Source organism: Paenarthrobacter sp. FR1 (genome assembly GCF_051106045.1).
GTDB classification, from domain to species: domain Bacteria; phylum Actinomycetota; class Actinomycetes; order Actinomycetales; family Micrococcaceae; genus Arthrobacter; species Arthrobacter nitroguajacolicus_A.
The window spans coordinates 95,294-107,064 of sequence record NZ_JBPFSF010000013.1 but is presented as its reverse complement, the minus strand read 5'-3'; the positions used below and the strand labels follow the sequence as shown (position 1 = coordinate 107,064).

Below are 11,771 nucleotides of genomic sequence, written 5' to 3'. Positions count from 1 at the left end.
TCCCACCGGCATGAGTCCCGTCCTTCTCTTCATCCTCGGAGTCGTCTTCGTCGCGATCGGCGTAGCCGTCTCCATCGCGCTGCACGAGGTCGGCCACCTGGTTCCCGCGAAGCTCTTCAAAGTTCGCGTGACCAAATACATGATTGGCTTTGGACCCACCATCTGGTCCAAGAAAAAGGGCGAAACGGAATACGGCTTCAAAGCCCTCCCGTTGGGTGGCTATGTGTCCATGATCGGCATGTATCCGCCCAACAAGGAAGACGGAGCAGTTCGCCCCTCAAGCACGGGCATGTTCCAGACCTTGGCTACGGAAGCCCGTTCCATGGCCCACGAAGAAGTTGGTCCCGGAGACGAAAACCGGGTCTTCTACAAGCTTCCTGTGTGGAAAAAGATCATCATCATGCTCGGCGGTCCCGCCATGAACATGGTGATCGGCCTGATCCTGCTGGCGGTCCTGCTGATGGGCTTCGGAACAGCGCAGGCAACCACCACCATCGCCGACGTTTCCAAATGCCAGGTGGCCGCGGGTGAAACCGTCGACCCGGACTCCGCTGATTGCAAGCTCACTCCAGCCGCCGCCGCAGGACTTCAACCGAACGACACCATCACCTCCTTTGATGGCAAGGCCGTCACCAGTTGGGACGAGCTGACCAGTTGGATCCGGGCCTCCGCCGGCAAGGACGTACCCATCATCGTGGAGCGGAACGGTTCGCGGGTGGAGGCAACTGTCACGCCCGTGCTCTCTTCCCGGCCCGTCGTAGGGTCCGATGGCCGGCAGGCCCAGGACGCCAATGGAGTTTTGCAGTATCAGGAAGTCGGCTTCCTCGGCATCGGTGCCCAAAGCGCTTTGGTTCCCCAACCGGCGTCGGCCGTCCTTCCCATGGCAGGAGAGAACATCAAGCAGATTTCCGGTGTGATCTTCAACCTGCCCGCCCGAGTGGTCGGCGTGGCGAAGGCAGCCTTCAGTGAGGAGCCCCGCGACCCCAACGGCCCTATCAGCGTGGTGGGAGTCGGCCGGGTTGCCGGCGAAGTCGCGGCCATGGAGGAGGTTCCGCTGCAGGCGCGCATCGCAACGTTGGTTGGATTGCTCGCTGGGCTCAATTTCGCCCTCGCCATCTTCAACCTCATCCCACTCTTACCGCTCGACGGCGGACACGTGGCCGGTGCGCTGTACGAAGGGGCACGACGCCAGCTGGCAAAGCTGCGTGGGAAGCCAGACCCTGGCGCGTTCGACATCGCGAAACTTCTTCCGGCAACGTACGTGGTCGCAGCCCTCCTCATGGCCATGGGTGCACTCCTGATTTACGCAGATATCGTCAAGCCCGTGAACATTTTTGGTTGACCCATGAACATTTTCGGCGGAGCGGGCGGGATAGGCTAGCTCCATGACTGTTTTCGCTGTTGAGTACGTGTACGTCGCCGATTCCGGCGCCCTCCGCGACGAAGCCCGCCCCGCACACCGCGCTTGGCTCGCCGAACTGGCTGAGGAAGGCAAGCTGCTTGCCAGCGGCCCCTACGGTGATGGAGCGGGCGCCCTGTTGATCTTCAAGTCCGCTGACGAAGCTGAACTCAACGACCTCCTCAAGCAGGATCCGTTTGCTGAAGCTGGAGTCATCGCCGGAATCCGCACCACGGAATGGGCCCCCATCATCGGCGTCCTGGCTGCCCACGCATCCTAATCCGGGCGTCCTCCACCACATCGATCCACCCCAACCCAAGGAGTCCACGTGACCTCGGTCAGCCTGGGAATGCCAGCAGCCCCACCCCCCGTCCTTGCCCCGCGCCGTAAGACGCGGCAAATCAAGGTTGGGTCCGTTGGCGTTGGTTCCGACTCACCCATCAGCGTTCAGTCCATGACCACCACCCCCACCACGGACATCAACGCCACCCTTCAGCAGATCGCCGAGCTGACGGCTTCCGGCTGTGACATCGTGCGCGTTGCCTGCCCGTCCGCGGACGATGCCGAGGCCTTGCCCATCATCGCCCGCAAGTCCCAGATCCCCGTGATCGCAGACATCCACTTCCAGCCGAAGTACGTCTTCGCTGCCATTGAGGCCGGATGCGCCGCGGTCCGCGTCAACCCGGGCAACATCCGTAAGTTTGACGACCAGGTCAAGGAGATCGCTGCTGCGGCCCGGGACCACGGCACATCCATCCGCATCGGCGTCAATGCAGGTTCCCTGGAGCCTGGCATCATGAAAAAGTACGGCAAGGCCACGCCTGAGGCACTGGTTGAATCAGCAGTGTGGGAAGCCTCCCTCTTCGAAGAGCACGGTTTCCACGACTTCAAGATCTCGGTTAAGCACAACGACCCCGTGATCATGGTGGCCGCCTACGAGATGCTCGCCGAGAAAGGCGACTGGCCCCTGCACCTCGGCGTGACCGAGGCCGGCCCCGCCTTCCAAGGCACCATCAAGTCGGCTACGGCCTTCGGTGCGCTCCTGTCCCGCGGCATCGGCGACACCATCCGCGTTTCCCTCTCGGCTCCGCCCGTGGAGGAAATCAAGGTGGGCAACCAGATCCTGCAGTCGCTCAACCTGCGCCCGCGCAAGCTCGAAATTGTTTCCTGCCCGTCCTGCGGCCGCGCGCAGGTGGACGTCTACACGCTCGCTGAGCAGGTAACCGCAGGCCTCGAGGGCATGGAGATTCCGCTCCGCGTTGCCGTCATGGGCTGCGTCGTCAACGGACCCGGAGAAGCCCGCGAAGCGGACCTCGGTGTGGCCTCCGGAAACGGCAAGGGCCAAATCTTCGTGAAGGGCGAAGTCATCAAGACTGTGCCTGAAAGCGAAATTGTTGAGACACTGATCGAAGAGGCCATGCGCATCGCCGAAGAGATGGGGGAGGCCGATGGCGAAGATGCTGTCAAGGGTAGCCCCGTGGTTAGCGTCTCGTAACGAGAACGGCTTGGGAGTCAGGGTGCTCGGCAATGCCGACACCCTGGCTCTCCGCGCGCTTGCAAGCGAAGACCTGGTTGCCAACGTCTTCATCCTTGCGCACCTGGACAGTACTGGGACGGCTGCGCCCACCAGCGGCGGTGCGAGCGTGTTCGGCGTGTTCGACGACGGGACGCTCCTGGGTGCCTGCTGGGCCGGAGCCAACCTGGTCCCTGTGCAGCTCGATCCCGGACTGGCAGGCTACATAGCCACTGCGGCCCATCAAACAGGACGCCGGTACGCCTCCATTTTTGGGCCGGCCGACACGGTCCTGGCCCTCTACTCCAGGTTTGAGCAGTTGGGCCACCTTGCCCACGAGGTCCGTTCCCGCCAGCCCCTCCTCACCATCTCCGATGGACCGGTGATTGGCGCCAACCCCGACCTGACCTTTGGCACCATGAAGGACTTCGATCGGATCCTCCCCGCCTGCGCTGCCATGTTCGAGGAAGAGGTTGGCTACTCGCCTTTCCTTGGGGGCCAGGAGTTCTACAGCAGGCGCGTCGCGGGCCTCATCCGCCAGGGCCACTCCATGGTCCACGTCGATGCCTCCGGCACGGTGGTCTTTAAAGCGGAGTTGGGCGCAGTCACCCAGGACGTTACGCAGGTCCAGGGTGTGTGGATGAATCCGGCATTGCGTGGACGAGGCCAAAGCGCCGGCTACATGGCCGCCGTCGTCAATCTTTCAAGGACCTTCGCGCCGGTAACCAGCCTGTACGTCAACGACTACAACGCAAAAGCCCGAGCCACCTACGAACGGGTGGGCTTTGAACAAGTGGGCACCTTCGCAACGGTCTTGTTTTAGGTCGCTGGCCGCGACTTGTAGTCTTGTCTCGGTTGGCGCACGCCACCACACCACTCAACCTTCCCTGGGGAACAAATGAATAAGAATACGCTGCGCGGAATTGGAGCCGCTGCACTGCTGGTTATGGGGCTCACGGCTTGTGTCGGGCCGGCTGCGTCAACTGAGGCCGCCTCGGCTCCTGCAAGCGAAACGGCGACGGCGACACCCACGCCGACCCCCACCGCGGCTAAGCAGTACACCGCAGAGGAGCTCACGGCTATTGCGTTGCAGTTGCGCGACGTCAACGGGCTGAAATTGTCCGTTATGTCCATTGCTGATGCGAGTGGAGTGGAACAGCAGAGCCGGGCGATGTTTGAAGGCGCTGTCATCGAACCGGCTGAGTGCAAGGAACTGATGCTGGCAAGCTTGCTCCCCACGGACAATGTGAAAGGTGTTGTAGGGACAAGCCTCGATACCTCCACTGGCTCATCCACCGGCGTCACATTGTCTTCCGGGGTCGACGAGGAACTTATCAAGGCAGACTTCGCAAAGCAGGATCAAATCAGCGATTGCTCCGGGATGACAATGACGATGGGGGAAACGACAGTGACCCTTAAGGCTCGAAAGGTCGAGGCGACCGTGTCCACTCCGCTCTCCATGGCGATGCGGACCGACTCTGTCCTCGCCGACGGGCGAAAGCAATCCATGATCATGGTCCGGGGTGCAAAAGATGGCATCGTGATCACCGGTTTGGCTTACGGAGGCAAGACCGAGGAAGAGGCGATTGCCCGGGCGGTGGATCTCGTCAACCAAGCTGCGGCACTGATCAAGTAGCAGCCCAACTGACTCGCAGTTGTGGTTGTTCCCAGCGCTGGGAACAACCACAACTGCCAGCTACTTGGGGGAGTCCAGGTCTCCGGTGATGTAGCGCTGGATTGTCGGTGCCACCAGGCGGACCACGTCGTCCTGGCTGGCGGAGGCCAAGGGGTCGAGCCGGATCACGTATCTGGCAAGGATGAGGCCAACCGTCTGTGAGGCTACGAGGTTGCCACGCAGCAGCACCTGCTCGTCGGGGCCGGACACGCCCGCCATGACCCGGGACAGTATGGCCCTGGAAACTACTTCCCGCATCATTCCACTCTTCGCTTTTGACCCGATCGTTCCGCGGGCGAAGGCCACTAAACCGTGCTGCGCCGGGCCCTCCCACAAGGTGAGGACAGCCCGGACGATCGCTTCAGCCCTCACTGCCGGGTCCATCATTTCGACGCCGGCCAGTACTTCGGCGGGGTCCGCCGGCAATTCGACACTGGAGGCAAAAAGCTCGTCCTTGCCCTTGAAAAAGTGATGCACCATGGCAGGATCAACGGCGGCTTCCCGAGCCACTTGCCGCAGGCTTGTCCCCTCGAACCCCTTTTCGGCGAACAGTTTCCGTGCCGCGGCGAGGATGGCCTCCCGGGAGTGGTCTCCCGCGCTGCGGCGTCCGCGCCGTATCTGCGGAAGGCTCATCGGGTCTGCCGGCGAAGTGTCAGCGCTGCCAAGACCAGCACCCCTACTACGATGCCGCCCATCATCAGGCTGTCCTGCCACATTGTTGCCGTGGCTTCGGCATTCCCGGCGATCTCCTTCAGCGCATCCACGGAGAACGACAATGGCAGGACGCTTGATACGGCTTGGAGGACCTCATTCATGTCGTCCCGGGCAACGAACAGGCCGCACAGCAGGATCTGCGGGACCACCACCACGGGCATGAACTGCACCGCTTGGAACTCGGTGCGGGCGAACGCCGAACACAACAACCCCAGGGCGACACCCAGGACGGCGTTGATGACTGCGATCATCACCACAAAACCTGGACTTCCTTTGATGTCGAGATCGAAAATCCAGTACGCCACAGCCGTTGCCACCAAGGACTGCAGGGCAGCCATGATGGAGAATGCCAGCGCGTAGCCGAACAGCAGGTCGGCCTTGTGGATGGGTGTAGTCAGGAGGCGTTCCAGGGTCCCGGACGTCCGCTCGCGCAGCATGGTGATGGACGTGACCAGGAACATCACGACGAAGGGGAAGATGGCCAGCATCATCAGGCCGACGCGGTCGAACGTTCGCGGGAATCCCGGCGGCAGTGTTTCATTCTCGAAAAGGAAGTAGACGGCTGTCAGTAGCAGCGCCGGGACAACCAGGATGAGTGCGAGGCTGCGGTGATCGTGCCGCAGCTGGCCCAGGACCCGTGCGGTGGTTGCGAGTGTCATCCGGAGGTTCATGATGCCACTTGGCTTTCTTCCTGGCCGTGGTCGGCGGCTTTGATGATGGTGAGGAAGGCCCGCTCCAGGTCGTCGCTGCCGCCACGTTCGGCCAACTCGGCAGGGGAGAGCTGCGCCAGCAGCAAGCCTTCCCTGAGAAGCAACAGCGACGAGCAGTGGGAAGCCTCCTCCATGACGTGGCTGGAGATCAGCAGCGTTGTTCCAGCTCGCGCCATGGCGGCGAAGCGCTCCCACAGTTCGGCACGCAGCACGGGATCGAGCCCCACAGTGGGCTCGTCCAAGACCAGCACTGTGGGATGCGCTACCAGGGCGCAAGCCAGCGACACGCGGCTGAATTGCCCACCGGACAAGTCGGCGGCTTTCTGCTGCGCAAACGCTTGAAGCCCGACGGCGGCAATCGCCTCGGCCGCGTCTGCCGGCGTCGCGCCGTGCATGGCTCCGAAGTACCGGACGTTTGCTTCGACGCTGAGGTCACCGTAGACGCTGGCGCCTTGGGTGACGTATCCGACGTCGTGCCTGAGCGGTGCGCTGCCTGCAGGGCGGCCCAGTACGCTCAGGGTGCCCTGGGTAATCCGCTGGACCCCGACGATGGCCCGCATAAGGGTGGTCTTGCCGCTGCCGGAAGGCCCCAGCAGGCCTGTGATCCTGCCGGCTTCAACCGTGAAGTCGAGGCCGCGGAGGATGGTGGTTCGACCTCGGGTGACATGGAGCCCCGCTGCCTCGACAGCCGTTGGATGAGGGGACATGAACGCCTCCGGTTCGCCACTAATTCACCATGTGATGAATTAAAAGTAGGTCCGTTGCAAGCCAGGGGTCAAGGGCCGGGCGACACGCGGTCAGGCTCAGCGAATCCTTGAAAATGTGTCGGCGATCACATAGGTTCGTCCCTAACCGTGTCGTTGGGGCGCGGGTGATCGAAAAAGGGGAATCGTGACCATGGCAGTTGGCGTTGATCTTTCCAAAGCACTTGACAAGGCGTTTGAAGACAAAACCCTGAAGGAAATTCTGGATTCATCTCCGGCCGCGTTGGCAGGTGTTACGGATGCCACCGCCAAAGCCCTGAAGGATTCACTAGGAATCGACACCATCCGCGAGCTCGGTAGCAATAAGTACTTCGCAGTCGCAGGCGTACTCGTCGCCCTGGAGGGCAAGACGAAGTAGTCCCCGGACAGAGCCTGCGGCCGGCCGGCCGCTGAGCCACGCCATTGCAGGATGACCAGCCCATTGCGGCCAGGGGCTTCCAGACGTGACGGCGTGGCTCTTCTGTGTCCGGGACTGGCTCCGCCCTCGCAGCGCCCGTTCAAGGCGCAGGGTCGTCAGCCGGTAGATTAGTAGGCAGTTGTTTTTGCCACATCTGCCATAGAAACGGATACGAACCCGTGGTCCTTCGTCTTTCCCAGCTGTTCCTGCGCACTCTGCGTGAAGATCCCGTCGACGCCGAGGTCGCCAGCCACAAGCTCTTGGTGCGTGCCGGCTATATCCGCCGCGCAGCACCTGGCATCTATACGTGGCTCCCGCTGGGCCTGAGCGTCCTGCGCAAGGTGGAGGACATCATCCGCCAGGAAATGTCCGCCATCGGAGCCCAGGAAGTCCACTTCCCCGCGTTGCTCCCGCGCGAACCCTACGAGGCCACCAACCGCTGGACCGAGTACGGCGAAGGCCTGTTCCGCCTCCAGGACCGCAAGGGCGCGGACTACCTCCTTGCCCCCACGCACGAGGAAATGTTCACGCTGCTGGTGAAGGACCTGTACTCCTCGTACAAGGACCTGCCGCTGAGCCTCTACCAGATCCAGAACAAATACCGCGATGAGGCCCGTCCCCGGGCAGGCCTCCTCCGCGGCCGCGAGTTCATCATGAAGGATTCCTACTCCTTCGACGTTGACGACGCCGGCTTGGACGCCAGCTACGCTGCCCACCGTGCTGCCTACCTGAAGATCTTCGAACGCCTGGGCCTGGAAGTCATTCCCGTTGCCGCGACGGCTGGTGCCATGGGAGGTTCCAAGAGCGAGGAATTCCTGTTCCCCACCGAAATCGGCGAGGACACGTTCGTTCGCTCGGCCGGCGGCTACTACGCCAACGTCGAGGCCGTCACTACGGTGGTTCCGGCGGAGATCGACTTCACCAACGCTCCCGCAGCGGAGGTCCTGGACACGCCCAACACCCCCACCATCGATACTCTGGTGGACGCAGCCAACCAGCTGGCTCCCCGCAGCGAGTCCGACGGCGGCGCCTGGACTGCCGCAGACACGCTCAAGAACGTCGTTCTCGCCGTCACGCTGCCCACCGGTGAGCGCCAGATCGTAGTCATCGGCGTACCGGGTGACCGCGCCGTGGACCTCAAGCGCGTGGAAGCCAACATCGGTTCCCACCTGCCGATCGCTGGCGAGATCGGCCTCGAAGCTGCCAACGAAGAGGATCTCAAGAAGCTGCCCTGGCTGGTCAAGGGCTACATCGGCCCCGGCCTGTCGCTGGACCAGCCTGTGCTGGGTCTTGAGGGCTCCTCCAAGGTGCTGTTCCTCGTGGATCCCCGAGTGGTTTCCGGCACCAGCTGGGTCACCGGCGCCAACGCTGAGGGCAAGCACGTCTTCGGGCTGGTCGCAGGGCGGGACTTCTCTTGGGACGGCGTTATTGAGAGCACCGAAGTGCGCGCGGGCGATCCCGCACCGGACGGCTCGGGACCCTTGGAGACTGCGCGTGGCATTGAAATGGGCCACATCTTCCAGCTTGGCCGCAAGTATGCCGAAGCCCTGGACCTGAAGGTCCTGGACCAGAACGGCAAGCAGGTAGTGGTCACCATGGGCTCCTACGGCGTTGGCGTGACACGTGCTGTCGCTGCCCTGGCTGAAGCCAACCACGACGACCGCGGCATCGTGTGGCCTCGCTCGGTTGCTCCGGCAGACGTCCACGTGGTGGCTGTCGGTCGTGGCGACGAGATCTTCGAAGCTGCGGAGAGGCTTTCCGCCGAGCTCGAAGCCGCAGGCCTGGACGTCATCTTCGATGACCGCCCCAAGGTCTCACCCGGTGTGAAGTTCGGCGATGCCGAGCTGGTCGGCGTGCCCACCATCCTGGCCGTTGGCCGGGGACTCGTGGACGGCGTCGTGGAGATCAAGGACCGCCGCAGTGGCGAAGCTGAGAACATTTCGGTGGACAAGGCCGTGGACTACGTGGTCAACGCCGTCCGTACCCGGTGATATCCGGCTTCGAATCGATCCAGCTCACCACTCTCATCCTGATTGTGGTGGCTGGATTCGCAGCCGGTTGGGTTGACGCCGTCGTTGGGGGCGGGGGACTGATCCAGCTCCCCGCCCTGCTGCTGGTCCCGGGGATCACGCCCGTCCAGGCGTTGGCTACCAACAAAATGGGATCCATCTTCGGGACCACCACCAGTGCTGTCACCTACTATCGCCGCGTCGGACCGGACCTTAGGACGGCCATACCCATGGCGGTCATCGCGTTGGCCGGCAGCTTTGGTGGAGCCATACTGGCGGCCTCGCTTCCGGCCAGCGTTTTCAAGCCGATCATCGTGCTTGCGCTGATCGCCGTCGCAATCTTCACCGCGTTGCGCCCCAATGCCGGTGAGCTGACGGCGCTCCGCCACGACGGCCACAAGCACTACGTTGTGGCATGCTTGATCGGCGCCGTCATCGGTTTCTATGACGGTTTGATCGGCCCCGGAACGGGGTCGTTCCTGATTATCGCCTTGGTTTCGGCCATGGGCTACGCCTTCCTCGAGGCCAGTGCCAAGGCCAAGATCGTCAACATGGCCACGAACGCCGGTGCCTTGATCTTCTTCCTGCCGCACGGCTCCCTGCTGTGGGGCGTGGGTCTGGTGCTCGGCTTGGCCAACATGGCTGGTGGCTACCTAGGCGCCAGGACCGCCGTCGCCAAGGGAAGCAGCTTTGTGCGCATCGTTTTCCTGCTGGTGGTGGCCGCCCTGATCATCAAGCTCGGCATGGACGTGTGGAACGAGAACTTCGCATCGTAGGTTAGAGAATCGCATCGCCCGGTTCGGGAAGCTCGTGCGCCGGAGGCAAGTCGTCCAGTGTCCTGCCGGCAAGAGTGCTGGCAATCCAGAGGGAACGGGCGAGGTCGCCGCTGTGCCTGGGTTTTGCGGCATACCACAAAGCGTTTTCCACCTCTCGCGCAATGCTCCACTGCCGGGCAGCCTCGGGGTCCAGGCCCGCGGCACGGCTGAAATCGTGGCAACGCTCGCGCAGCCCGGTGGCAGGGTTGCTTCGTGGTAATTCCCTGATGCGGTTCCACAGGATGGGGGCCACAGCGAACTCTGCCTCACCCACCTGCGGTTGCGGATCGATGGCGAGGTAGGCGCCGCGGCCGGGATGGTCGTCAGCCCAGGTGCCAAGGATGTTCATGAAGTGGAGGTCCGTGTGGACCAGTACGTCCTTACCGGCACGCCGACCCACCGCACCGCGGGTTTGGCATACCTCCAAGGCCGCTTCCAGCAACCACCTGGGGAAAGGCCGCTCCAGTCGCTCCCATTCTGCAGGCAGCTCATCGCTCCAACGTTCGGCAGTCGCCGCAACGTGGTCGAAACCCAGCCACTCAGGCCGGTCATCCGGGGCAATGGACAGCTCGCGCATGATGGCGCCCCACACGTCCCTGGCCTCATCCAGCGGCGCGTCCTGGAGCCAACGGCTGGCGTCCAGGCGTTCGAGGAGCATGGAGCAGCTCGCGGCATCGGCAGCCAGCAGCCGGACTGCTCCCCGGCCGCCCCAGAGCGCGAGGGCGTGCCGCTCAACGAGCGCTTCCTCGTGGGGGTAGGCGATCTTCAGGGCAGCCGACCGGCCACCCTGAAGGACCGGAACCACCAAAGCCCCATGACCGTTCCAGGGCTCGGCGCCTGGCGCCAAGTCCACTGACAACTGCCAACGGTCCAGGGCCTCGGAAATGAGTCCCGGGAGGCTAGCCAACCAATCCCTGCCCGCGGAGTCGCGGTTGTATCGGGCGTGGAGGTCGCCCGGAATAGGAATCATCGCGTGAAGGGTCACGCGATCAGCCTAACTCCGCTGCAACTCCTGCCCCCTAGAAAACGCCGCTCGCGCCCAAGAGGGTTCCGATCGAGAACGTCGCCGCCAAGGCCAGGGCACCGCCCAACACCACCCGGGCTGCGGCTCGGAACCTCGGCGCACCGCCGATCCAGGCTCCCACCGCACCGGTGATGGCCAAGGAAAGAAGGACGGCGATGAAAGTCAGGGGCACACGCATTCCCGGCGGCGGCAAGAGGATTGCCAGCATGGGAAGTGCCGCGCCCACAGTGAACGCCACCGCGGAAGCCACAGCTGCGTTCCAGGGGCTGACGATGTCGTCTTCTTGGATGTTCAGTTCTGCGGACAGATGGGCAGCCAAGGCATCGTGCGCAGTCAATTCCTCTGCGACGGTCCGCGCGGTCCTGGGGCTGAGCCCCTTGGACTCGTAAATGGCGGCGAGCTCGTTGAGTTCATCCTCCGGCTGCTCGGCCAGTTCGCGGCGTTCCTTTTCGATCAACGCTTTCTGGGAGTCGCTTTGGCTGCTGACGGACACATATTCGCCCAAGGCCATGGAGATCGCGCCGCCCACCAAACCAGCGGTTCCGGCGGCGAGAATGCTGCCCGTGTTGGTTGTCGCTCCTGCGACGCCAACCACGATGGCAGCGACGGACACTATGCCGTCGTTGGCGCCAAGGACTCCTGCCCGCAACCAGTTCAAGCGGTGCGCCAGGTCGTCCCGGTGGGGTTCGTTCTCATGCAGGGTGGCAGTTTCTGTGGAGGCCATGATCCAAGCCAAGCACCGGGGGGCGTC

The 11,771-nt window shown here is 63.2% G+C and carries 13 protein-coding genes; 8 read left to right on the top strand and 5 right to left on the bottom strand.

Translation table 11 applies throughout. The features are described from left to right. The first annotated feature begins 10 nt into the window (after positions 1-10). The 5 genes from ACR30Z_RS20500 (at position 11) to ACR30Z_RS20480 (ending at position 4,548) form a co-directional block, all read left to right on the top strand. Complete coding sequence (locus ACR30Z_RS20500) at positions 11-1,342, top strand: M50 family metallopeptidase (RefSeq protein ID WP_144652227.1); 1,332 nt, start codon at positions 11-13, stop codon at positions 1,340-1,342. Positions 1,343-1,385: 43 nt separating this feature from the next. Beyond that, on the top strand, positions 1,386-1,679 hold the full coding sequence (locus tag ACR30Z_RS20495) for a YciI family protein (protein WP_144652226.1): 294 nt from the start codon (positions 1,386-1,388) through the stop codon (positions 1,677-1,679). Positions 1,680-1,727: 48 nt separating this feature from the next. Beyond that, positions 1,728-2,894, top strand: coding sequence for a flavodoxin-dependent (E)-4-hydroxy-3-methylbut-2-enyl-diphosphate synthase (ispG, locus tag ACR30Z_RS20490; protein WP_011774258.1), 1,167 nt, complete (start codon positions 1,728-1,730; stop codon positions 2,892-2,894). Then, positions 2,857-3,735, top strand: coding sequence for a GNAT family N-acetyltransferase (locus tag ACR30Z_RS20485; RefSeq protein WP_144652252.1), 879 nt, complete (start codon positions 2,857-2,859; stop codon positions 3,733-3,735). The genes ispG and ACR30Z_RS20485 overlap by 38 nt, the downstream gene beginning before the upstream one ends. Positions 3,736-3,810: 75 nt before the next feature. Further along, positions 3,811-4,548, top strand: a complete 738-nt coding sequence (locus tag ACR30Z_RS20480) for a hypothetical protein (protein ID WP_434374425.1) — start codon at positions 3,811-3,813, stop codon at positions 4,546-4,548. Between the two features lie 60 nt (positions 4,549-4,608). Here ACR30Z_RS20480 and ACR30Z_RS20475 read toward each other — a convergent pair whose 3' ends face one another. Genes ACR30Z_RS20475 through ACR30Z_RS20465 form a run of 3 tightly spaced genes read right to left on the bottom strand, consistent with a single transcriptional unit; the run spans position 4,609 to position 6,718 of the window. Next, positions 4,609-5,220 carry a TetR family transcriptional regulator gene (locus tag ACR30Z_RS20475; protein ID WP_434374424.1) on the bottom strand — a complete coding sequence of 204 codons (612 nt, stop codon included), beginning with the start codon at positions 5,218-5,220 and terminating at the stop codon, positions 4,609-4,611. After that, on the bottom strand, positions 5,217-5,960 hold the full coding sequence (locus ACR30Z_RS20470; protein WP_434374423.1) for an ABC transporter permease: 744 nt from the start codon (positions 5,958-5,960) through the stop codon (positions 5,217-5,219). The genes ACR30Z_RS20475 and ACR30Z_RS20470 overlap by 4 nt, the downstream gene beginning before the upstream one ends. An 8-nt stretch (positions 5,961-5,968) precedes the next feature. Next, positions 5,969-6,718 (bottom strand): ABC transporter ATP-binding protein, encoded by a 750-nt coding sequence (locus tag ACR30Z_RS20465; RefSeq protein WP_434374422.1) that lies wholly within the window; start codon positions 6,716-6,718, stop codon positions 5,969-5,971. Between the two features lie 190 nt (positions 6,719-6,908). Here ACR30Z_RS20465 and ACR30Z_RS20460 point away from each other — a divergent pair, with 190 nt between their 5' ends. From ACR30Z_RS20460 to ACR30Z_RS20450, 3 genes are all read left to right on the top strand, one after another. Continuing rightward, positions 6,909-7,133, top strand: a complete 225-nt coding sequence (locus ACR30Z_RS20460; RefSeq protein WP_144652251.1) for a hypothetical protein — start codon at positions 6,909-6,911, stop codon at positions 7,131-7,133. 218 nt (positions 7,134-7,351) lie between these two features. After that, the gene (locus ACR30Z_RS20455) at positions 7,352-9,163 is read left to right on the top strand and encodes a proline--tRNA ligase (RefSeq protein WP_144652221.1); all 1,812 of its coding nucleotides are present in this window, start codon (positions 7,352-7,354) and stop codon (positions 9,161-9,163) included. Then, positions 9,160-9,957 (top strand): sulfite exporter TauE/SafE family protein, encoded by a 798-nt coding sequence (locus tag ACR30Z_RS20450; RefSeq protein ID WP_144652220.1) that lies wholly within the window; start codon positions 9,160-9,162, stop codon positions 9,955-9,957. Before ACR30Z_RS20455 ends, ACR30Z_RS20450 begins: the two co-directional genes overlap by 4 nt. 1 nt (position 9,958) lies before the next feature. On the opposite strand, the gene ACR30Z_RS20445 is transcribed toward ACR30Z_RS20450, so the two are convergent. Both ACR30Z_RS20445 and ACR30Z_RS20440 read right to left on the bottom strand, forming a co-directional pair. Then, the gene (locus tag ACR30Z_RS20445) at positions 9,959-10,966 is read right to left on the bottom strand and encodes an aminoglycoside phosphotransferase family protein (RefSeq protein ID WP_434374440.1); all 1,008 of its coding nucleotides are present in this window, start codon (positions 10,964-10,966) and stop codon (positions 9,959-9,961) included. A 49-nt stretch (positions 10,967-11,015) separates the two neighbouring features. After that, the gene (locus ACR30Z_RS20440; RefSeq protein WP_144652219.1) at positions 11,016-11,744 is read right to left on the bottom strand and encodes a VIT1/CCC1 transporter family protein; all 729 of its coding nucleotides are present in this window, start codon (positions 11,742-11,744) and stop codon (positions 11,016-11,018) included. Positions 11,745-11,771 lie beyond the last annotated feature (27 nt).

Excerpts from the sequence above, each read along its gene's own strand:
- ACR30Z_RS20500 (WP_144652227.1), top strand. The coding sequence starts at position 11 with ATGAGTCCCGTCCTTCTCTTCATCCTCGGAGTCGTCTTCGTCGCGATC.
- ACR30Z_RS20495 (WP_144652226.1), top strand. The coding sequence starts at position 1,386 with ATGACTGTTTTCGCTGTTGAGTACGTGTACGTCGCCGATTCCGGCGCC.
- ACR30Z_RS20485 (WP_144652252.1), top strand. The coding sequence starts at position 2,857 with ATGCTGTCAAGGGTAGCCCCGTGGTTAGCGTCTCGTAACGAGAACGGC.
- ACR30Z_RS20480 (WP_434374425.1), top strand. The coding sequence starts at position 3,811 with ATGAATAAGAATACGCTGCGCGGAATTGGAGCCGCTGCACTGCTGGTT.
- ACR30Z_RS20475 (WP_434374424.1), bottom strand. The coding sequence starts at position 5,220 with ATGAGCCTTCCGCAGATACGGCGCGGACGCCGCAGCGCGGGAGACCAC.
- ACR30Z_RS20470 (WP_434374423.1), bottom strand. The coding sequence starts at position 5,960 with ATGACACTCGCAACCACCGCACGGGTCCTGGGCCAGCTGCGGCACGAT.
- ACR30Z_RS20465 (WP_434374422.1), bottom strand. The coding sequence starts at position 6,718 with ATGTCCCCTCATCCAACGGCTGTCGAGGCAGCGGGGCTCCATGTCACC.
- ACR30Z_RS20460 (WP_144652251.1), top strand. The coding sequence starts at position 6,909 with ATGGCAGTTGGCGTTGATCTTTCCAAAGCACTTGACAAGGCGTTTGAA.
- ACR30Z_RS20445 (WP_434374440.1), bottom strand. The coding sequence starts at position 10,966 with ATGATTCCTATTCCGGGCGACCTCCACGCCCGATACAACCGCGACTCC.
- ACR30Z_RS20440 (WP_144652219.1), bottom strand. The coding sequence starts at position 11,744 with ATGGCCTCCACAGAAACTGCCACCCTGCATGAGAACGAACCCCACCGG.